The 20,734-nt window shown below is 68.8% G+C and carries 17 protein-coding genes; 9 read left to right on the top strand and 8 right to left on the bottom strand.

From position 1 onward, the window contains the following. The first annotated feature begins 11 nt into the window (after positions 1 to 11). From ACZ5BU_RS15160 to ACZ5BU_RS15170, 3 genes are read left to right on the top strand one after another with little or no spacing between them, the layout of a single operon-like run. Positions 12 to 839, top strand: coding sequence for an ATP-binding cassette domain-containing protein (locus tag ACZ5BU_RS15160; RefSeq protein WP_465699195.1), 828 nt, complete (start codon positions 12 to 14; stop codon positions 837 to 839). After that, positions 836 to 2,083: a sugar ABC transporter permease gene (locus ACZ5BU_RS15165; RefSeq protein WP_465699197.1), complete on the top strand. Its 1,248-nt coding sequence runs from the start codon at positions 836 to 838 to the stop codon at positions 2,081 to 2,083. Before ACZ5BU_RS15160 ends, ACZ5BU_RS15165 begins: the two co-directional genes overlap by 4 nt. A 31-nt stretch (positions 2,084 to 2,114) precedes the next feature. Next, entirely contained in the window at positions 2,115 to 3,296 is a 1,182-nt protein-coding gene (locus tag ACZ5BU_RS15170) for a low temperature requirement protein A (RefSeq protein ID WP_465699198.1), read from the top strand. Between the two features lie 40 nt (positions 3,297 to 3,336). On the opposite strand, the gene ACZ5BU_RS15175 is transcribed toward ACZ5BU_RS15170, so the two are convergent. The 6 genes from ACZ5BU_RS15175 to gcvT form a co-directional block, all read right to left on the bottom strand. Then, a complete protein-coding gene (locus ACZ5BU_RS15175; protein ID WP_465699199.1) occupies positions 3,337 to 4,404 on the bottom strand; it encodes an ABC transporter ATP-binding protein in 1,068 nt (355 codons plus the stop codon). A gap of 21 nt (positions 4,405 to 4,425) precedes the next feature. After that, on the bottom strand, positions 4,426 to 5,595 hold the full coding sequence (locus tag ACZ5BU_RS15180; protein ID WP_465699201.1) for an ABC transporter ATP-binding protein: 1,170 nt from the start codon (positions 5,593 to 5,595) through the stop codon (positions 4,426 to 4,428). Positions 5,596 to 5,597: 2 nt separating this feature from the next. Then, the gene (locus ACZ5BU_RS15185; RefSeq protein ID WP_465699203.1) at positions 5,598 to 6,590 is read right to left on the bottom strand and encodes an ABC transporter permease; all 993 of its coding nucleotides are present in this window, start codon (positions 6,588 to 6,590) and stop codon (positions 5,598 to 5,600) included. A 118-nt stretch (positions 6,591 to 6,708) separates the two neighbouring features. Next, positions 6,709 to 8,472 (bottom strand): ABC transporter substrate-binding protein, encoded by a 1,764-nt coding sequence (locus ACZ5BU_RS15190; protein ID WP_465699204.1) that lies wholly within the window; start codon positions 8,470 to 8,472, stop codon positions 6,709 to 6,711. A gap of 41 nt (positions 8,473 to 8,513) precedes the next feature. Then, positions 8,514 to 9,521, bottom strand: a complete 1,008-nt coding sequence (locus tag ACZ5BU_RS15195; RefSeq protein ID WP_465699206.1) for an ABC transporter permease — start codon at positions 9,519 to 9,521, stop codon at positions 8,514 to 8,516. A gap of 353 nt (positions 9,522 to 9,874) precedes the next feature. Beyond that, complete coding sequence (gcvT, locus tag ACZ5BU_RS15200) at positions 9,875 to 10,975, bottom strand: glycine cleavage system aminomethyltransferase GcvT (RefSeq protein ID WP_465699207.1); 1,101 nt, start codon at positions 10,973 to 10,975, stop codon at positions 9,875 to 9,877. A gap of 98 nt (positions 10,976 to 11,073) precedes the next feature. Here gcvT and ACZ5BU_RS15205 point away from each other — a divergent pair, with 98 nt between their 5' ends. Continuing rightward, the gene (locus ACZ5BU_RS15205) at positions 11,074 to 12,567 is read left to right on the top strand and encodes a leucyl aminopeptidase (protein WP_465699209.1); all 1,494 of its coding nucleotides are present in this window, start codon (positions 11,074 to 11,076) and stop codon (positions 12,565 to 12,567) included. On the opposite strand, the gene ACZ5BU_RS15210 is transcribed toward ACZ5BU_RS15205, so the two are convergent. Continuing rightward, positions 12,556 to 12,885 carry a cupin domain-containing protein gene (locus ACZ5BU_RS15210; protein WP_465699211.1) on the bottom strand — a complete coding sequence of 110 codons (330 nt, stop codon included), beginning with the start codon at positions 12,883 to 12,885 and terminating at the stop codon, positions 12,556 to 12,558. The two genes, ACZ5BU_RS15205 and ACZ5BU_RS15210, sit on opposite strands and share 12 nt — an antisense overlap. 11 nt (positions 12,886 to 12,896) lie before the next feature. Then, a complete protein-coding gene (locus ACZ5BU_RS15215) occupies positions 12,897 to 13,211 on the bottom strand; it encodes a hypothetical protein (RefSeq protein WP_465699212.1) in 315 nt (104 codons plus the stop codon). A 185-nt stretch (positions 13,212 to 13,396) separates the two neighbouring features. Here ACZ5BU_RS15215 and lpdA point away from each other — a divergent pair, with 185 nt between their 5' ends. The 5 genes from lpdA to ACZ5BU_RS15240 form a co-directional block, all read left to right on the top strand. After that, positions 13,397 to 14,770 (top strand): dihydrolipoyl dehydrogenase, encoded by a 1,374-nt coding sequence (gene lpdA, locus ACZ5BU_RS15220; protein WP_465699213.1) that lies wholly within the window; start codon positions 13,397 to 13,399, stop codon positions 14,768 to 14,770. Between the two features lie 128 nt (positions 14,771 to 14,898). Next, on the top strand, positions 14,899 to 16,872 hold the full coding sequence (sucB, locus tag ACZ5BU_RS15225) for a 2-oxoglutarate dehydrogenase, E2 component, dihydrolipoamide succinyltransferase (protein WP_465699215.1): 1,974 nt from the start codon (positions 14,899 to 14,901) through the stop codon (positions 16,870 to 16,872). Positions 16,873 to 16,971: 99 nt separating this feature from the next. Further along, a complete protein-coding gene (locus ACZ5BU_RS15230; RefSeq protein ID WP_465699217.1) occupies positions 16,972 to 17,874 on the top strand; it encodes a TIGR01777 family oxidoreductase in 903 nt (300 codons plus the stop codon). A 327-nt stretch (positions 17,875 to 18,201) separates the two neighbouring features. Next, positions 18,202 to 18,861 carry a phosphotransferase gene (locus ACZ5BU_RS15235; protein ID WP_465699219.1) on the top strand — a complete coding sequence of 220 codons (660 nt, stop codon included), beginning with the start codon at positions 18,202 to 18,204 and terminating at the stop codon, positions 18,859 to 18,861. 341 nt (positions 18,862 to 19,202) lie between these two features. Beyond that, positions 19,203 to 20,734 (top strand): DUF222 domain-containing protein (locus ACZ5BU_RS15240; protein ID WP_465699220.1); only part of this gene is annotated, 1,532 nt, incomplete at its 3' end.

Consider the following 20,734-nt stretch of genomic DNA (forward strand, 5'->3'; position numbering starts at 1 on the left):
AGGCTGATCTTGTGACTGTGACCCCGGGTACCCCGGCTACCCCGGCTCCTCCCGACGTCGGTGCCGGTACGGTGCTGACGCTGCAAGGGATCTCCAAGCGGTTCGGCGCCGTCCAGGCCCTGAAGAACATCGAACTGGACGTCCGGGCCGGCGAGGTCCTTGCGCTGGTCGGCGACAACGGCGCCGGCAAGTCCACCCTGGTGAAGACCATCGCCGGCGTCTACACGGCCGACGACGGGACGATGGTCTTCGACGGCCGGCCGGTCCGGGTCGGCAGCCCGGCCGAGGCGCAGCAGCTCGGGATCGCCACCGTGTTCCAGGACCTGGCGCTGTGCGACAACCTCGACGTGGTCGCGAACCTGTACCTCGGCCGCGAGCTGCGGACCGGCGGCGTACTGGACGAGGTCGAGATGGAACGCCAGTCCTGGGAACTGCTCCGGCAGCTGTCCGCGAAGATCCCGTCCGTCCGGATCCCGGTCGCCAGCCTGTCCGGCGGCCAGCGGCAGACCGTCGCGATCGCCCGCAGCCTGCTCGGCAAACCCAAGGTCGTGATGCTGGACGAACCGACCGCGGCCCTCGGCGTCGCTCAGACCGCCGAGGTCCTGAACCTGGTCGAGCGGCTGCGCGAACGCGGGCTGGCCGTGGTCCTGATCAGCCACAACATGGCCGACGTGATGGCGGTCGCCGACCGGGTCGCGGTCCTGCGGCTCGGCCGGAACAACGGCGTCTTCGTGGTCAGCGAGACCAGGACGCAGGACATCATCGCCGCCATCACCGGCGCGGTCGACAACGCGGTGTCCGAGCGCGCCGCGCGCCGGAACTCAGAGGAGCCATCATGACCCTGCAGGACTCGGCCCAGCTCCCCGCGGATCTGCAGGACGAGCGGCTGATCGCGAGCCGCGGACTCAGCGGCGCGGTCGGGGCGTTCAGTTCCCGGCTGCGCTCCGGCGACCTCGGTTCGGTCCCGGTGGTGATCGGGCTGATCATCATCTGGGCGGTCTTCCAGGTCGCGAACGGCTCGTTCCTGTCCAGCCGCAACCTGGTCAACCTCACCCTGCAGACCACCTCGGTCGGAGTGATTGCCCTCGGCATCGTTCTGGTCCTGTTGCTGGGTGAGATCGACCTGTCGGTCGGTTCGGTCAGCGGCTTCGCGGGGGCGGTCGTCGGTGTCACGTTCGTCAAGCAAGGCTGGCCGGTGGTGCTGTCGCTGCTGATCGGTGTCGCGCTGGGCATCGCGGTCGGACTGTTCTACGGCCTGCTCTACACGCGGTTCGGCGTACCGAGCTTCGTGATCACGCTCGCCGGACTGCTCGGTTTCCTCGGGTTGCAGCTGCTCGTACTCGGCAAGGACGGCACGATCAACCTGCCGTACGACTCCCCGCTGGTCGGGTTCGCAACCCGCAGCTACCTCTCCCCCGCGATCGCCTACGCACTGGTCGCGCTCGTCGTCGTGGTCTACACGCTGACCCGGCTGCGGGGCCGGAGCGCCCGCGCCGCGGCCGGGCTGTCCGCGGCGCCGGCGTCGTTCATCGCGGTGAAGGCGGCAGGTCTCGCGGTCGTCCTGCTGATCCCGGTCCTGGTGCTGAACGGCGACCGCGGCGTCTCGTCGATGTTCCTGCTGTTCCTCGTCCTCGTCGTCGTCACGGATCTCGCCGTCCGGCGGACCCGCTGGGGCCGCTCGGTCTTCGCCGTCGGCGGCAACGTCGAGGCGGCCCGCCGGGCCGGTATCAACGTCCGGATGATCTACCTGTCGGTGTTCGCGGCCTGTACGACGTTCGCCGCGATCGGTGGCATCCTGGCCGCCGCCCGGCTGGTCGCGGTCAGCCAGTCGAGCGGCGGTACGGACACCAACCTGAACGCGATCGCGTCCGCCGTCATCGGCGGTACCAGCCTGTTCGGCGGCCGCGGTTCGGCGTACTCCGCCCTGCTCGGCGCGCTCGTGATCACGTCGATCTCCAACGGGCTCGCACTCCTGAGCCTCGATTCGAACGTCCGCTACATCGTTACCGCCGGCGTCCTGCTGATCGCCGTCACGATCGACTCCCTGAGCCGCCGAAGCCGCCAGGCCCACGGCCGCGCGTAGGAAGGACCTTTCCAGCTGGATGATGTGCGCCATGGCAGGTACCAGGCGCATCAGGACTGTGGAGACCGGAGCGGGCCAGTCGGTCACCACGTTGGAGCTGTTCTTCGATCTGGTGTTCGTGTTCGCGCTGACCCAGATCACCGAGCTGATGGCGCACGACCTCAGCTGGCACGGTGTCGTCCGGGGCGCGTTCCTGCTCGGTCTGCTCTGGTGGAGCTGGGCGGCGTACTCGTGGGTCTGCAACATCGCCAAGGCGGACGAGGGCGCCGTACGAACCGTGCTGCTGGCGGCCATGGCCGCGATGTTCGTGATCGCGCTGGCGATCCCGGAGGCGTTCGACGACCTGCCCGGCGGCCTGCCTGGGCCGGTCGTCATCGCGCTCGCGTACTTCGTCCTCCGCGCGATGCACCTGGTCCTGCTGTGGCTGATCGCGGAGGGCGACCAGGTACTGCGCCGGACGGTCGCGCTCTTCGCCATCGGCAAGGTCGGCGCGACCGCCCTGCTGCTGGTCGCCTCCCAGTACCAAGGGATCACCCAGACACTGCTCTGGGCAGGGGCCCTGGCCGCGGACTACGTCTCCACGTATCTCGTCGACGCCCGCGGCTGGCGGTTCAACTCCCCCGCACACTGGGCGGAGCGGCACGGCCTGATCATCATCATCGCGCTCGGTGAGTCGATCGTGGAGATCGGCGTCGGGGTGACCGACCTGCCGATCTCCTGGCCGATCCTGGTCGCGTCGCTGCTCGGCCTCGCAGTGTGCGCCGAGCTGTGGTGGATCTACTTCGGTTCCGCCGTGCACTACGGCGAGCGAGCCCTGGCCGCCGAGCCGGCCGCGACCCGCCCGTGGTTGGCCCGCGACGCCTACACCTTCCTGCACGTCCCGATGGTCGCCGGCATCGTCCTGCTCGCCGTCGGCCTCAAGAAGGTTCTCGAGTACGTCGGTGACGCCGAGCATCACCACCTCGACCAGCCCCTGCACGGCATCGGGCTGTTCGCGCTGTACTTCGGCGCAGTGCTCTACCTGGCCGGACTCGTCGGTTTCAAGCGCCGCACGGTGCACCGCTGGAGTGTGCCCCGGCTCGTCACAGCCGCCCTGCTGGTGGTCGCCGTACCACTGGTGCACGGACTACCGGCGCTCGCGCAACTCGCCGTAGTGGCCGTGGCTCTGACCGCGCTGGTCAGCGTCGAAACCCGAGTAAAAACACACACATGAGAAAGCCCCCGTCGTCGTTGACGGGAGCTTTCTCAGTGGGTCACGCGGTGGCGGCGGTCAGGTCGACCTTCGGCTCCGCGAAGTGGCAGGCGGCCGTGTGGCCTTCGCCCGACTGCGGCTTGATCTCCAGCAACGGCTCCTGGGTCGCGCAGATGTCCTCCGCCTTCCAGCACCGGGTCCGGAACCGGCAGCCGCTCGGCGGGTCGATCGGCGAAGGTACGTCGCCGACCAGCCGGATCCGCTCCTTCGGCGGGACGCCGCGGATCGTGCCGAGGTCCGGCGCCGCGGACAGCAGCGCCTGGGTGTACGGGTGCTGCGGCGCGTTGTAGATCTGGTCCCGGCTGCCCTGCTCGACGATCTTGCCGAGGTACATCACCGCGACCTCGTCACAGAAGTGCCGGACCACGCCGAGGTCGTGCGCGATGAACACGAACGCGATGCCGAGCTCCTTGCGCAGGTCCTCGAGCAGGTTCATCACCTGGGCCTGGATCGACACGTCCAGCGCGGACACCGGCTCGTCGGCGATGATCACCTCGGGTTCCACCGCGAGCGCCCGGGCGATGCCGATGCGCTGCCGCTGACCGCCGGAGAACTCGTTCGGGTACCGGTTGTGGTGCTCCGGGTTCAGGCCGACCCGCTCGAGCAGTTCCTGGACGCGGGCGAGTTCCTTGCCCTTCTTGACCAGGTTGTGCACCCGCAGCGGCGTACTGATGATGTTGCTGACCGTCTGCCGCGGGTTCAGCGAGCTGTACGGATCCTGGAACACGATCTGCAGCTGCCGGCGGAACGGGCGCAGGTCCCGCTCCTTCAGCCTCGCGATGTCGGTGCCCTTGAAGAGGATCTGGCCGGACGTCGGGGTCAGCAGCCGGGTGATCATCCGGCCGGTGGTCGACTTGCCACAGCCGGACTCGCCGACCAGACCGAGGCTGGCGCCGGCCTTCAGGTCGAAGCTGACGCCGTCGACGGCCTGTACGACCTTCCTGGTCCGGCCGAGTCCGGCCGCTTCCTTGATCGGGAAGTGCATCTTCAGGTCGCGGACCTGCAGCAGGGTCTCGCCCTTGGCGGCCGGCTTCTCGACCGCGTCGACGGGACGGATTGCGTCGCTCATGTTGTCTCCTCAGTCCCCTCGTCAGCCCAGTCTCGGCGCGACCTCGGTCTCGTACACCGAGACCTTGTCGTGCAGGTGACAACGGGACAGGTGCGCACCGGCGCCGTCCACCGGCAGCAGTTCCGGCAGTTGCGTCGTACAGAGCTCGCCGCTCACGCGGTCCTTGTACGGGCAGCGTGGGTTGAACGAGCAGCCGTCCGGCAGGCTCAGCAGGCTCGGCGGCAGGCCCTTGATCGGGCGCAGCCGGTCGTTCGCGGCGGAGACGGTCGGGATCGACTCGAGCAGACCCCAGGTGTACGGCATCCGCGGGTTCGCCAGCACGTCCTCGGCGGTGCCGTACTCGACGCAGCGCCCGGCGTACATCACCAGGACGTCGTCGGCCATCTCGGCGACCACACCGAGGTCGTGGGTGATCAGCACGATCGCGGAGCCGAACTCCTTCTGCAGGTTGTTCAGCAGGTCCAGGATCTGCGCCTGCACGGTGACGTCGAGAGCGGTGGTCGGCTCGTCGGCGATCACCAGCTTCGGGTCGTTGATCAGGCTCATCGCGATCATCGCGCGCTGCCGCATACCGCCGGAGAACTCGTGCGGGTACTGCGCGAACCGGCGCGCCGGGTTCGGGATGCCGACCAGGTCGAGCATCTCCAGCGCACGCTTCTTCGCGGCGTCCTTGGAGACCTTGTGGTGCACCCGGTACGCCTCGGTCAACTGGTTGCCGATCGTGTACAGCGGGTGCAGCGACGACTGCGGGTCCTGGAAGACCATCGACACCGCGTCGCCGCGGATCTTCATCAGCTCGTGCTCGCTCAGGCCGACGATCTCGTCGCCGCCGAGCCGGATCGACCCGGTGATCCGGGTCCGCTTGCGGTCGTGCAGGCCCATCACGGCCATGCTCGACACCGACTTGCCGGAACCGGACTCGCCGACGATCGCCAGCGTCCGGCCGAGCGGGACCGAGTAGCTCAGCCCGTTCACCGCGCTGACCAGGCCGTCGGCGGTCGGGAATTTCACCGCCAGGTCATCGACCACGAGGTACGGGGTCTCGCCGCTCGGGTTGGCCTCCCGCGACCGGCGCTCACGGGTCGCGATCGACGGGCCACGCTTGGCGTCGGCCGTGGTCACCGGCTCGGAGCCCGCCTGGCCGGCCGCGGTGTCGGACATGGTGTCCTTTCGCTCTACTGGGTCGGACATGCTCACGAAAGCCTCACCCGCGGGTCGACCAGGCTGTAGACGACGTCGACAACCAGGTTGGCAGCCACCAGGAACACCGAGGCCACCAGCACTGTCGCCATGATCACCGGCAGGTCGTAGTTGTTCAAGCTCTCCAGGACCAGGTTGCCCAGTCCCGGCAGGTCGAAGATCCGCTCGGTGAAGATCGCGCCCGCCAGCATGCCGGCGACGTCGAGACCGAAGATCGTGATCACCGGGATCAGACCGGCCCGCAGCGCGTGCTTGTAGGTCACCTTGCGGTCCGAAAGACCCTTGGCCCGCGCGGTCCGGATGAAGTCCTCACTGAGTGTCTCGACCATGGAGCCACGGGAGTACCGCACGTACTGCGTCGTGTTGACCAGTCCGAGGACCAGCCAGGGCGTGATCAGCCCGGCGATCCACTTCCCCGGACTGTCGAAGGGGGACGTCCAGCCGCCGCGCGGCAGAATCGTGTAGAAGATCGTGAGGTACAGCGCGATCATCAGCGCGATGATGTAGTACGGGATCGAGCTGATGATCAGTGACGTGGTGACCAGGGCCCGGTCGCCGGTCGTGCCTCTTCGTTTGGCCGCCATCGACCCGATCGTGACGCCGACGCTGAGCATGATGACCGCGGCACCGGCGACCAGTGAGATCGTGACAGGTAGCCGCTGGCCGAGCATCTGCAGCACCGGGCGGTCGTTCTTGAAGGAGTAACCGAGGCAGGGCGCTCTGCACTCCCGCTCGACGCCTCCGGTCTTGAAGGTCCGGCCGACCGCGATGCCCTTCATGTAGTCGGCGAACTGCGCCACCTTCGGCTGGTCCAGGTTCAGGCTCTTCTTGATCTCCTCGTACCGCTCCTGAGGACAGTTGCGCTGCCCGCAGATCGCGCCCGCGGGGTCTGTCGGCGCAATGAAGAACAGCATGAACGTCGCGACCAGGGTCACCAGCACGACAGAGATGGCGCTCACGATGCGGCGCGCCAGGAAGTGCAACACGAGCTTCTCCTCACCGACCGCCGGAGGTGGCCGGACCGATTTCCGGCCCGGCCACCAACCCTGCGATCAGAACGGACGCCTCACGGCTGTCCGGTCACTGGTACGTGGATCGTACCGATCAGGACGGGTTCTTCAGGTACAGCGAGGTGAACTCGGGCATACCCTGTGTCGGGTCGTTGATCGCGTGGCCGATGTTGGTACCGACCAGGAACGCGGACCGCGACTGGTACTGCGGGAGAGCCGGGAGGTACTTCTCCATGATCTCCTGGTCCAGCTTGATCCAGGCCTTCTGCTTCACGGCCTCGTTCGGGTCCATCGCCGAGACCTTGTCGATCTCCGCGTCCAGGGCCTTGTCGCCGAGCTGGCCGACGCTGTTGCCCAGGGCGACCGCGTCGGACCGGAACAGTACCGGCGCCCACGACGAACCGCTCGGCCAGTCGGAGCACCAACCGGTCGGGGCCTTCAGCATGTTGACCGGCGCGTTCTGGTCACCGGTCAGGGTACGGATCTTGGCCTTCGGCACACCGATCGCCTTGACCTTGAAGCCCGCCGCGGTCAGTGCCTGCTCGCGAACCTGGCTGCGCTGGGTGGCGATCTTGTCGTCGTTCGAGTAGTACCAGGAGAGCGTGAAGCCGACGGCGTTGGCGTCCTGCAGCATCTGCTTGGCCTTGGCCGGGTCACCGTTGCCCTTGCCGTTCAGGCCCGGAACCTCGTAGTTCTCCCAGCCCGGCACCGACGGCGACATGTACGTCGAGGTAGGCGGCTCGGCCATCGAGGTCCAGCCGGCGACCTTCCGCTCGGTGTCGTACGGGTACGCGGCCGCGATCGCCTTACGAACCGGCAGCGGGATCTTCCGGGTGTCCATCGGGACCATCCGGTTGCACGGCGTGTCGCCCGTGATCAGCTGGTCCTGCTTGTTCTGCTGCTGAACCTGCGGCACCAGCGTCGAGTCGATGTTGCTGTACGTCAGCGCGCTCGCGTCCGGACCGGTGCTGGCCAGGATCTGGTTCTGGATCTTCAGCGTGTCCAGGCCGAACTTGAAGTCGAACGCGTCGGCGTACTGGTGCCGGACCGCGTCGGTGGCCGGGTCCCAGTTCGGGTTCTTGACGAGCTTGAGCTCAGTACCCGGGTTGTAGGAGTCGACCATGTACGGACCGGTCGAGAGCGGCTTCTGCTCGTAGTTCTGCTTGGTGTCCTTCGCCTGCGGGATCGGCGTGAACATCGTGAACGCCGCGAAGAACGGCATGTCCGGGAACGGCTTCGCCAGGTGGATCACCAGCGTGCTGTCGTCCGGCGTCTCCACGCCCGAGTAGTTCTCACCACCGGCGGCGTACGGGCCCTTGTACTTGTCGCCGTCCTTGAAGTACTGGATCTGGTACGTCGGTCCGGCGTCGAAGATGTCGTGCGCGAAGGAGCGCTTGATCGAGTACGCGAAGTCGGCGGCGTGGACCGGCGTGCCGTCCGAGTACTTGATGCCCTTCTTCAGCTTGAACGTCCAGGTCAGCTTGTCCGCCGAGACCGTACCGAGGTCCTCGGCGAGGTCAGGCACCAGGACAGGCTTGTGGTCCGGTCCGTCGAGGCGGTACTGGGTCAGCGCCCGGGCGTACAGCTTCTCGATCTGGAAACCGTCGACGTAGTAGGTGTTGGTGGGGTCGAAGGTGTCCGGGGTCACGTCCGAGAGGATCGTGACGGTACCGCCCTTCTTGGCACCGTCGATGTCCGGCGCGGGGCCCTTGGCGGTCACGTCCGTCACCTTGACCTGGGTCGCGTTAGCGGAGCCGTTCTTGTCGCTCGAGCCATTGTTTCCCGAGGACGGGCTCCCACAGGCTGCGGCGGCCAGCATGACCGTCGCCGCGACCGCGGTGATCCGTTTCCACTGCATGGTCGGGTTTCTCCTTTTCTGCCGCTGGGGCAATCGCCGAACTACCGGCGAGTCTTGGGGTCGAAGGCGTCCCGAATCGAGTCGCCGAGGAGGGCCAGGGCGAGCACGAGGATCGTGATCCCGGCCACCGGAAGCCATAGGTACAACGGGTCGGCGCGGAACCAGTTCGTTGCGGTCGCGATCGTCTGGCCCCACGACGGCCGGGGCTCGATCAGGCCGACGCCGAGGTAGGACAGGCCGGCCTCCGCGGTCACGTACGCGGGCAGCGAGAGCGAGGCCGAGATGACGATCGGGGCGACCAGGTTGGGCAGCAGTTCCTTGGCCAGGATCCGCGGGGTGGTGACACCGATCGCCCGCGCGGCCAGCACGAACTCGCGTTCTCGCAGCGAGAGCACCTCGCCGCGGATGATCCGGGCCAGGCCGGCCCAACCGAAGAACGACAACACGAAGATCAGTACGTAGAACCTGATGTTCGCCTGTTCCGCGGACGTCAGGTTGAAGCTGCCGCCCTTCCACGACTCCACGATCGGTACCAGGGCGATCGCGAACAGCAGGTACGGCAGGCTGAGCACGAAGTCGATGAACCAGGAGATCACCCGGTCGACCCAGCCGCCGAGGAAGCCGGCCAGCAGGCCCATCAGGACGCCGACCGCCGTACCGATGATGGTGGCCACGGTCGCGATGATCAGCGACGGGCGGGCGCCGAACACCCAGCGGGCGAAGTTGTCCCGGCCGGTCTTCGGCTCGATGCCGAACCAGTGGTCGGGGCTGATGCCGATCGTCGGGAAGCCGTACTCGTCGATCTGGTCGGTGTGGAAGCTGCTGATGTCCTGGCCTTCGAGCTTCGCCAGCACCGGCGCCAGGATCGCGATCAAGATGAAGAACAGAACGATCCCCGCACAGATCACGGCGACCTTGTCCTTACGGAGCCGGTCGAACGCGATCCGGCCCGGGGACTTGCCGTGCGGAGTCGCGGCGCTCCGGACCGGCTCCGCCGATGCCGGGTGTTCTTCGACCCCTACGGTCGAGCCTGGCGACCCAATAGTCATTCGCACTCCGTCAGTTCGTCGGCCGGATTTCGGTCCGTTGATCCGGCACTCATCGGTGAATGGTGTGCCGAGCCTTTGCTTTCCGTTGGGGTGGCGTCAAATCCCCTTGACAGGGCGCTTTCCCCAACAACCGCGCGCTAGCCTGCCTGACACTGTGACACCAAACCAGCGGTGCCTGGCACCAGTGCACAAATCGTTACCGGAACGGGTACTGGAACGGAACATTTGCCCCAAATCGTCACTCTGGGCAGTCAAATCTTCGCAATCCGCGTCGGCACAGCACCGACAGTGGCCATTTTGTGCCAGGTTCTCACGGAATGTGACGAAATTTAGCCTTCAGCAACAGAGCGCTGCTAGCGCACGTGAACCGTCACGAAAGGCGGTTTCACGACGTCGAAGAGTTCCTGGCGGCCGCGGATGTCGACGGTCACCTGGTCGCCCTCTTTCACCGCCGCGTCCAGCAGAGCGAGGGCAATACCCTTCTTAAGGGTCGGGGAGAAAGTGCCGGACGTAACCTCGCCGACGGTGCTGCCTGACTGGTCGGCAACGGTCATGTGCGGGCGGGGAATGCCACGGCCAACGGCGCGGAGGCCGCGGAGGATCCGGGCCGGGCCGGCTTCCTTCTCGGCGCGGAGAGCCGCATCTCCCCAGAAGTGCTCCTTCTTCCAGCCGACGGCCCAGCCGGAACGGGCCTGGACGGGCGTGATCTCGGGCGAGATGTCCTGGCCGTGCAGCGGGTAGCCCATCTCGGTCCGCAGCGTGTCGCGGGCGCCGAGGCCGGCCGGGACGATCCCGTACTGCTCACCGGCCTTCAGCAACGCGTCGAACACCGGCACCGCGGCCGCGTTCGGTACGACGAGCTCGTAGCCGCGCTCGCCCGTGTAGCCGGTCCGGCAGACCACGACCGGCGTACCGCCGAAATCGGCCGTCGCGAAGGCCATGTAGTCGTGGCCGATCGGCAGACCGATGGCGGAGACCACCTCGTCGCTGTTCGCGCCCTGGACGGCGAGGATCGCGTAGTCGTCGTGGACGTTCGTGACCTCGACGCCTCCCGGCGCGTCCGCCTGCAGCAGGCGGACCACCTCGGCGGTGTTGGCCGCGTTCGGGATCAGGAACACGTCGTCGTCGGCGTGCAGGTACGCGATCAGGTCGTCGACCACTCCCCCGCGCTCGTTGCAGCACAGTGTGTACTGCGCCTGCCCGGGGGCGATCTTGCCGAGGTCGTTGGTCAGGCACGCGTTCACGTACGCCGCGGCGCCCGGGCCCTTGACGGTGGCCTTGCCGAGGTGGCTGACGTCGAAGACGCCGACCGACGTACGTACGGCGGTGTGCTCGGCCACGACGCCGCTGTACTCCAGGGGCATCTCCCAGCCGCCGAACTCGGCGAACTTCGCACCGAGGGCCTGGTGGCGTTCGTGCAACGGGGACTTCTTCAAATCGGTCGACTCGGTCATGGAGCGCAAACTACCGGACGCGTAGCATGCGGAGGCAGCTTGCACGTACCGTGACGACCGGCCATCTGAGTGCCTGGTCAAGGAGGACTGAGGATTTCGTGACCACCATCACCCTGAGCAAGTCCGATGCCGCCGGCGTCAAGACCGACGCCGTGGTCATCGGCGTGGTCAAACTCGGCGGCGGCGTCACCCTGCCGGCCGGCACCGAGTCGCTGAACGCCGCGTACGGCGGGAAGCTGGTGGAGGTGCTGTCCGGTCTGGGCGCCACCGGCAAGGCCGGCGAGGTGACCAAGGTGCCCGGTCCGAAACCTGGCAAGTCCCCGACGTTGATCGCTGTCGGACTCGGCCCGGCCCCCGACGGCTCGCTGAAGACCGAGGACCTGCGCGCGGCGGCCGGCACCGGGGTCCGTGCGGCCAAGACCTCGCAATCGGTCGCGTTCGCGTTGCCGACGCCGGATGCCGAGTGCGTCCGGGCAGTCGCCGAGGGCGCGTTGTTGGGTCGCTACGCCTTCACGGCGTACAAGTCCTCGGAGAGTTCCGACGTACCGGGCGACCTGACCGTGCTCACGGACCTGGCCCGGAACAAGGAAGCCAAGGCTGCGCTCGAGCGCGCCCAGGTGACCGCCGAGGCGGTCGCGCAGGTGCGTGACTGGGTCAACACCCCGCCGTCGGACCTGCACCCGGTCGAGTTCGCCGCCGACGCGGTGACGCTCGGCAAGGAGTACGGCGTCAAGGTCGAGGTGCTCGACGAGAAGGCGCTTGCCAAGGGTGGGTACGGCGGCATTCTGGGCGTCGGCCAGGGCTCGGCGAACCCGCCGCGGCTGGTCCGGCTGACGTACACGCCTCGTAAGCCCGTCACGCATCTCGCGTTCGTCGGCAAGGGCATCACGTTCGACTCCGGCGGCCTGTCGCTGAAGACGTCGACCGGGATGGTCAGCATGAAGTCCGACATGGCCGGTGCGGCCGCGGTGATCGGCGCGACGCTCGCGATCGCGCGGCTCGGTCTGCCGGTGCAGGTGACGACGTACGCCGCGATGGCCGAGAACATGCCGTCCGGTTCGGCCGCCCGCCCGTCCGACGTGCTGACGATGTACGGCGGCAAGACCGTGGAGGTACTGAACACCGACGCCGAGGGCCGGCTGGTGCTCGGCGACGCGCTGGTCCGGGCGTCCGAGGACGGGCCGGACCTGATCGTCGACGTGGCCACCCTGACCGGCGCCTGTGTCGTTGCCCTGGGCACCAAGGTGGCCGGTGCCTTCGGCAACACCGACGGCGCCCGCGACCGGGTCGTCGACGCGGCGCTCGCGGCCGGTGAGTCGATGTGGCCGTTGCCGATCCCGTCCGAGATGCTGGACAAGCTCAAGTCGCACTCGAAGGTCGCGGACCTGGCCAACATCACCGGCGAGCCGTGGGGCGGCGCGCTCGCCGCGGCCGCGTTCCTCGGCGACTTCGTTGCCGACGGCATCGACTGGGTGCACCTGGACGTGGCCGGACCGGCCTTCAACGACGGCTCCGCGTCGGGCTACACCCCGAACGGCGGTACCGGTTACGCCGTCCGCACCCTGATCGAACTGGCCGCGTCAGCCGGCTGAGTAGCGGATCTCCAGCATCACGCAGCCGGTCTCCGTCGTGTAGGGACCGTGTGGCATCCCCGGCGGCCGGCAGGCGTAGTCGCCGGGGCGGAACGTCTGCTGCAGGGTGAGATCGGTCAGCTCGCCCTCCAGCAGGTACACCTCTTCGACGTACTCGTGCCGGATGACCCCGTCGGTGGTCGTCGTCCCAGGCGCCCACCGCGCGAGCCTGGTCAGCATCCCGTCCGCGCCCTGGCTGAGGACGCGCTCCGAGATCCCATCGCCCGCGTCCATCCACTCGACCGAGCCCGCGGCGAAGAACTCCTTCTCGGCCTTCATCTTCTCGGCCGTCAGCGGCCGTTGTTCTTCATCCGCGCGTTGTACTCGCGCATGCGGGGCGGGTAGCCGACCACGGCCGCGTCGTACGACGGGACGCCGAGCCGGTTCGCGAAATCGTGCGCCCACTTCACCGACGGGACCCGGCGCCGGGTCCACTCACCGTCGATCGCCACCAGCAGCAAGGTGTAGTCGGTGACCGCCGTGCGCGGCTCGACGAACCCCTCCACGCCTTGACGGGTCTGGGCGAACTCCCGCAGGTGCGCCTGATCCGGGTTGTCCGACCGGCGCATCGTTCCGGCGTTCCGCCGGCGACCGAACCACTTCATGGGAGTAAGTGTCCACTATCTGTGCAAGTCGGTGCCGGGCTCCTGGATAACGGTTGCGGCCGGACGGTACGGGCGCGCCGGGACCGGCCCGGGGGTGGATCCGGCGCGGATCGGTGAAAGGATGACGCCGGGCCGGACCCGCGATCCGGGACCGGCTGCTTCGGACCAGACCCACGGAGGAACCTGTGACTGACACGACGTACGACCTGGTGATTCTCGGCGGCGGCAGCGGTGGGTACGCCGCCGGACTGCGCGCCGCGACGCTCGGCATGTCCGTGGCGCTGATCGAGAAGGACAAGGTCGGCGGGACCTGTCTGCACCGCGGCTGCATCCCGACCAAGGCGCTGCTGCACGCCGCCGAGGTCGCGGACTCGGCCCGCGAGGGTGAGCAGTTCGGCGTCCGGACGAGGCTCGAGGGCGTCGACATGGGCGGCGTGAACAAGTACAAGGACGGCGTCGTCGACCGGCTGTTCAAGGGTCTGCAGGGTCAGTTGAAGGCCCGTGGGATCACCGTGGTCGAAGGCGAAGGACGGTTGACGTCGGCGACGACCGTCCAGGTGGGCGACACGACGTACACCGGCCGCAACGTCATCCTTGCCTCCGGCTCCTACTCCAAGTCGCTGCCCGGGCTGGAGTTCGACGGCCACCGGGTGATCGCGAGCGAGCACGCGTTGACGCTGGACCGGGTTCCGGAGTCCGCGGTGATCCTCGGTGGCGGCGTGATCGGCGTCGAGTTCGCGTCCGCGTGGACCTCGTTCGGTACTCGCGTCACGATCGTCGAGGCGTTGCCGCGGCTGGTCCCGGCCGAGGACGCGGACTGCTCGAAGGCGCTCGAGCGGGCGTTCCGGAAGCGGAAGATCGCCTTCAAGACAGGTACGCCGTTCGAGTCCGTCTCGCTGACCGATTCCGGGGTGCAGGTGCGCGTCGCGGGTGGCGAGGTCATCGAGGCCGAGGTTCTGCTGGTCGCTGTCGGCCGGGGGCCGAACACCGCGGGTCTTGGCTATGAAGAGGTCGGCGTCGCGCTGGACCGCGGGTTCGTGACCGTCGACGCGACACTGCAGACCAGCGTCCCGGGGGTGTACGCGGTCGGCGACATCGTGCCGGGCCTGCAACTCGCGCACCGCGGCTTCCAGCAGGGCATCTTCGTCGCCGAGCACCTCGCCGGGCTCGCGCCGACGCCGATCGACGAGGCCGGTATCCCGCGGGTGACGTACTCCGAGCCCGAGGTCGCGTCGGTCGGACTGACCGAGGAGCAGGCGCGAGTGCAGTACGGCGACGTCGAGATCCTCAACTACAACCTGGGCGGCAACGGCAAGTCGCAGATCCTGAAGACCGCCGGATTCGTGAAGCTCGTCCGCGCCCGCGACGGCGCCGTCGTCGGGCTGCACCTGGTCGGCTCGCGCGTCGGCGAGCTGATCGGCGAGGCGCAGCTGATCTACAACTGGGAGGCGTACCCGGCCGACGTCGCGCCGCTCGTACACGCCCACCCAACCCAGAACGAGGCCCTCGGCGAGGCCCATCTCGCGCTGGCCGGGAAACCTTTGCACTTCCATGACTGACCCTGCTGGTTGGCCCCAGTAGGTTTGAGCTACCGGCGCGTGACGGGACGCCGTGACCCGGATCCCGTCCGCTCCGGCAGCACCGTAGGCTGACACTCGACCGATCAGACGAAGGAGCAACGACCGTCATGCCGACCTCTGTATCCCTGCCGGCCCTCGGGGAGAGCGTCACCGAAGGAACCGTCACCCGCTGGCTCAAGCAGGTCGGTGACACGGTTGCCGTTGACGAACCCCTGCTGGAGGTGTCGACCGACAAGGTGGACACCGAGATCCCGAGCCCCGTCGCCGGTACCCTGCTGGAGATCAAGGCCGCCGAGGACGAGACCGTCGAGGTCGGCGCCGAACTGGCCGTGATCGGCGACGCCGGCGAAGCCTCCGCACCCGTAGCCGAAGCCCCCGCCTCCGAGGCCGCTGCTCCGGCCGAGACGCCTGCTCCGGCCGCACCCGCTGCCGCGCCGACCGCCGCACCTGCTGCTGCCGAGCCCGCGCCTGCTGCCGCCGAGGCTCCTGCTCCCGCCGCCGCTCCGGCTGCCGCCCCAGCTCCCGCGGCCCAGGCTGCACCCGCCGCCCCGGCTGCCCCGCAGCCCTCCGCCGACGCTGCGGCCGCCGCCAACTCGACCCAGGCGGAGTCCCCGGCCGCTGAGGCGAACGCAGCCCAGACAGCATCCGGCACCTCCGTAACGCTGCCGGCCCTCGGCGAGAGCGTCACCGAAGGCACCGTCACCCGCTGGCTCAAGCAGGTCGGCGACGACGTAGCCGTCGACGAGCCGCTCCTCGAGGTATCGACCGACAAGGTCGACACCGAGATCCCGAGCCCCGTCGCCGGCAAGCTCCTCGAGATCAAGGTCGCCGAGGACGAAACCGTAGAGGTCGGCGCCGAACTAGCCGTAGTCGGCTCCGCCAATGCGGCCCCCGCCCCAGCACCCGCCGCCGCCCCCGCAGCCCCGGCCGCCGCTCAGGCCCCCGCGACTCAGGCTCCCGCAACTCAGGCCCCCGCCGCGGCCCAGGCTCCCGCCGCTGCCCCAGCCCCGGCCCCGGCGCCCGCTCCGGCCGCCGTGCCCGCTTCGGCCCCGGCTGCCGCACCTGCTCCGGCTCCCGCTCGGGCTGCCGCTCCGGCTCCGGCGGCTGCTCCCGCCGCCGCTCCGGCCGCACCGGCTGCTTCGCCGAACGGCGCCGCGTCCGACGGCCCGAACTACGTCACCCCGCTGGTACGCAAGCTCGCCGCGGAGCACGACGTCGACCTGAACGCCGTACAGGGCACCGGTGTCGGCGGACGGATCCGCAAGCAGGACGTCATCACCGCCGCCGAGGCCAAGAAGGCCGCCGCCGCCGCACCGGCTCCGGCCGCCGCCCCGGCGCCCGCCGCCGCGCAGGCCCCGACGATCAGCCCGCTGCGCGGTACCACCGAGAAGATGAGCCGGATCCGCAAGGCGATCGCGGCGCACATGGTGAACAGCCTGAAGGTCTCGGCCCAGCTGACCACCGTCGTCGAGGTCGACGTCACCGAGATCGCCAAGCTGCGGAACAAGAAGAAGGCCGAGTTCGAGGCCCGCGAGGGCGTCAAGCTGTCCTTCCTGCCGTTCTTCGCCCTCGCCGCGGTGGACGCGCTGAAGCAGTACCCGAAGCTCAACGCCTCGATCGACGAGGAGAAGGGCGAGATCACGTACCACGCCGCCGAGCACCTCGGCATCGCCGTGGACGTGGAGCGTGGCCTGATGGTCCCGGTCGTGCACAACGCCGGCGACCTGAACATCGCCGGCCTGGCGAAGAAGATCGCCGACCTGGCCGACCGCACCCGCAACAACAAGGTGCTGCCGGACGAGATGGCGGGCGGTACGTTCACGATCACCAACACCGGTAGCCGGGGCGCGCTGTTCGACACCCCGATCCTGAACCAGCCGCAGGTCGGCATGCTCGGGACCGGTGCCGTGGTGAAGCGCCCGGTCGTCATCACCCACCCGGAACTCGGTGAGACGATCGCGATCCGGCAGATGGTGTACCTGGCGCTGACCTACGACCACCGCCTGGTCGACGGCGCCGACGCGGCCCGGTACCTGACGGCCGTGAAGCAGCGCCTCGAAGAGGCCCAGTTCGACGTCTGATCCGATCGGCGTCCGATCCGATCGGCCAACGGCGCCGGTGCCTGTCTCCCCGCGGGACGGTCACCGGCGCCTTCGCTTTCCCGACAAGGAGCTGTGCGGATGAAGTACGTACTGGCCGGCGCATCCGGCTTCCTCGGCAGGGCGTTGTCCCGCGATCTCGTTGCCGACGGCCACCAAGTGTCGCGCCTGGTACGCCGGATGCCGTCGACTCCCGACGAGATCCGCTGGGACCCGGCGCGTGGCGACCTCGACCCGGCGGCGCTCGGCGATCCCGACGTACTCGTCAACCTGGCCGGCGCCAACATCGGCCGCCCGTGGACACCGACGTACCGCCTGACGATCCGCGAGAGCCGCATCGCCACCACGGCCACCCTCGCGGCCGCCGCGACGCAACTCGACCGCCGCCCGGTACTGATCACCCAGAGCGGCATCGGCGGATACGGCACGGATCTCGGCGACCGCATCCTCACCGAAGACTCCGAACTGGGCGACGGATTCCTGTCCGACGTCGTACGCCTGTGGGAGGGCGCACTCGAGCCCGCCCGCGCCGCAGGCAGCCGAGTAGCCGCACTCCGCACAGGCGTCGTACTGGACCGCGCTGCCCCCGCCTTCCAACTCCTCTCCCTCCCTTTCCGCCTGGGCCTGGGCGGACGTTTGGGCTCCGGCACGCAATACTTCCCAGTCGTCTCCCTGACCGACTGGACCCGAGCCGTTCGCCATGTAGCAGAGACCGACGCCGTCAGCGGCCCGGTAAACGTCACCCTTCCCACCCCGGCCACCAACACCGAATTCACCGAGGCCCTGGCCACCGCCCTCCACCGCCCGTCCGCGATCCCGGTCCCTGCGCCCCTGATGAAACTCACCCTGGGCGAGTTCGCCTGGGAACTACTCGGCAGCAAACGAGCCCTCCCAACCCGCCTCCAGTCCACCGGCTTCACCTTCCACCACCCCACCATCACCACCGCCCTCTCGGCCGCTCTCGCCGGTGTGAGACTTCCGTAGCCCGCCCGGCCTGCCTGCTGTTGACCCACTCGATCCGAAACCGCGTTGACAGCGGACGGCGCCGACCGTTCCGATGGGGCTCGTGAGTCCCCGCAAGGTCCACGCCGATCAGGCCGACATCGACACACCGCTCGTCCGCGAACTGGTGTCCGGCCAGTTCCCGCAGTGGGCCGCGCTGCCGCTGGAGCCGGTCGACTCCAGCGGATTGGTGAACGCGATCTACCGTCTCGGTTCCGACCTCTCCGTACGGCTGCCGCTCCGGCCCTCCGTCACCGACGAAGTCCGCCGGGAGCAGGCGAACTCGCGGCGCTCGCGCCGTTCCTGCCGGTGGCTATCCCCACTGTCGAGGCGATCGGCTCACCCACTGACGCGTTCCCGGGCGAGTGGTCCGTCCATCGCTGGCTCACCGGTTGGCACCCGTCCCCCGACGCGCTCGCCGACCCACGCGGTCTGGCGACGGACCTCGCGGAGTTCGTCGACGCCTTCCGGCGGATCGACCTGCCCGACCGACCGCCGGCGTATCCGGGCGAGCGCCGCACGCGCGCTCCGATGGTCGAGATGGACTCCTCGACGCGGAAGGCGATCGGCGAGCTTGACGGCCTGATCGACACCCGTGCAGCGCTGGCGTCCTGGGAGGAGTCGCTCGCGGCGCCGTACGACGGGCGAGAGGTGTGGGTGCACTCGGACCTGACGCCGAGCAACCTGCTCGTGTCGGCGGAGGGCCGCCTGACCGCGGTGCTCGACTTCGAGACCTGCGGTGTCGGCGATCCGGCGTGCGACCTGTTCCCCGTGTGGCACCTACTGCCCGCGAACGTCCGCGACGAGTTCCGTACGGCGCTGGACGTGGACGACGCGACATGGCTCCGCGGACGCGGGCGCGTACTGTCCCAGGCCCTGATCGTGTGGTCGTACCAAAGGATCACCAACCCGGCGATCGCGACGTACGCGCGGCACGTCATCGGCGAGGTGCTCGCAGCTTCTCGATGAGGTCCGCGGGGTCCTCGATCGTCTCCGGGCGGTCCATCTCTCTGAGCTGGCGATCGACGCGCCGACTCCCGTACCTCCCAGCCCGACAGACGTTCCACCAGCTTGGTCAGCGCGTGAGCCTGACCAAGCTCATCGAGCACACCTAACCGGTGCCCGCGCGACTTACCTCGGCAACGCCCGACCTCCCCGACAGCGCCCAAGACCAGCTGGAACGTCACCGATGTCCCGACACACCAACCGTCACCGATGTCTTGAACAGAACTGTCACCGATGTCCTGAGACATAGCCGCTCCCGCCGGTTGACTTGGATTTGATCGAACACATGTTCTAATATACACCACATGACAGCAACGGTGATCGACCCGGCTTCCGGCGCATCCAAACCCGGTGACCTCGATCTGCCGCCCGACGACCTGTTCGATGAGGATGTGTGGGATCCGGATCGGCATGAGGAGTTGCCGCCGATGTCGCGGGTCGATGCGTTGGAGTGGGAGTTGTGGGCCGGTGTCGAACAAGACGAGGCCGAACGGCAGATGCTGCGGCTGAAGGCGCCGGCCTGGGTGTTCCTGCCACCCGGCGCGGAACTGGCCGCGGCCCTGGAGTTGCTGCGCCCGCAGTGCGAGTCACCGATCGCGCTGATCGAGGCCATGAAGGCCGCCGCCCGGATGGAAGCCTGGGCCGCCGCGATCAAGACCGCCGCGATGGCCTCGTTCGCCCGGCAACGCAAAGCCCAACTCAGCGACATCCCGCGCCCCACCCAGCTCGACAACACCGGCCGCCCGATCGACCCCGAACGCTCCTGGACCGCCGAGATCGGCGCCGCGCTGCACCTGGCCGAACCCACCGCGTCCCGCCACCTCGACACCGCCCTGCACCTGACCGGCACCCTGACCGCCACCCACACCGCCCTGCGCTGCGGCGCCCTCACCTGGTCCAAAGCCCTGGCCATCTCCGAAGCCACCCGCGCCCTGCCGGCCGCCGCCGCCCACGCCGTCGAGACCCACGTGCTGCGCCGAGCCCCCGGCCAAACCCACAAAAACCTGGCCACCGCGCTCCGCCGCCAAGTCGCCAAACACACCACCCGCGACGACGCCGACCGGCACCGCGACGCCGTCGCCGACCGCACCTGCAAAATCGTCCCCCTGGCCGACGGCATGGCCGGCCTGTGGGTCGTCCACACCGCCGACAAAATCCAGCAAATGTGGATCGTCATCCAAGCCATGACCAACCTCACCAAACGCGGCACCCCAAACCCGGCCCCGGACTCGACCCAGAACTCCACCTCAGTCAGCGCACCGGGCAGTGAACCGGTCAGCGATCCCGGCAACGCATCCGGCATCCGCACCGGCCGCCCGAGCACCACCACTGACGGCCCCAGCAGACCCTTCCACGCCACCGGCACCGCCTCGCCCAGCACCGCTAAGACACACGCCGACACGCCCAGCACAGCCGAAGCACGCACCGACACGTGCAGCACCGACCACCCGGCCACCGCCCCCACAGGCGCACCCGCCAACCCCGACCCCACCAGCCCCGGCCCCGCCGCCACCGCGCACACCGCCGGCGCTGTCGACACGGCGCACATCACCGGCGCCGGCGCCACCGGCACTGGCGGTTCTGTCAGCACTGGCGGTTCTGTTGGCTCTGGCGCGCCCGCAGACGAACCGGGGACGACGGGAGCTGCCCAGCCGGCCGACCCGGCACGCGACCAGCGGATCGCGCCGCAGCGGCGGGCGGACGTGATGGCGGACCTGTTCGAGCACATGCTGCACAACGGACTGGACTGGCTCGGCCGCCGGCTGCCCGACCAGCACCGCAGACGACCACACATCGAGGTCCTCGTCCCGATCACCACCCTGCTCGGCATCGACGA

It is taken from the genome of Kribbella sp. NPDC031520 (assembly GCF_055580825.1).

Bases quoted from the DNA above. Each gene is read 5' to 3' on its own strand.
- ACZ5BU_RS15210 (WP_465699211.1), bottom strand. From the start codon at position 12,885: ATGAAGGCCGAGAAGGAGTTCTTCGCCGCGGGCTCGGTCGAGTGGATG.
- ACZ5BU_RS15230 (WP_465699217.1), top strand. From the start codon at position 16,972: ATGAAGTACGTACTGGCCGGCGCATCCGGCTTCCTCGGCAGGGCGTTG.
- ACZ5BU_RS15175 (WP_465699199.1), bottom strand. From the start codon at position 4,404: ATGAGCGACGCAATCCGTCCCGTCGACGCGGTCGAGAAGCCGGCCGCC.
- ACZ5BU_RS15165 (WP_465699197.1), top strand. From the start codon at position 836: ATGACCCTGCAGGACTCGGCCCAGCTCCCCGCGGATCTGCAGGACGAG.
- ACZ5BU_RS15195 (WP_465699206.1), bottom strand. From the start codon at position 9,521: ATGACTATTGGGTCGCCAGGCTCGACCGTAGGGGTCGAAGAACACCCG.
- ACZ5BU_RS15215 (WP_465699212.1), bottom strand. From the start codon at position 13,211: ATGAAGTGGTTCGGTCGCCGGCGGAACGCCGGAACGATGCGCCGGTCG.
- ACZ5BU_RS15190 (WP_465699204.1), bottom strand. From the start codon at position 8,472: ATGCAGTGGAAACGGATCACCGCGGTCGCGGCGACGGTCATGCTGGCC.
- gcvT (WP_465699207.1), bottom strand. From the start codon at position 10,975: ATGACCGAGTCGACCGATTTGAAGAAGTCCCCGTTGCACGAACGCCAC.
- ACZ5BU_RS15170 (WP_465699198.1), top strand. From the start codon at position 2,115: ATGGCAGGTACCAGGCGCATCAGGACTGTGGAGACCGGAGCGGGCCAG.
- sucB (WP_465699215.1), top strand. From the start codon at position 14,899: ATGCCGACCTCTGTATCCCTGCCGGCCCTCGGGGAGAGCGTCACCGAA.
- ACZ5BU_RS15180 (WP_465699201.1), bottom strand. From the start codon at position 5,595: ATGTCCGACCCAGTAGAGCGAAAGGACACCATGTCCGACACCGCGGCC.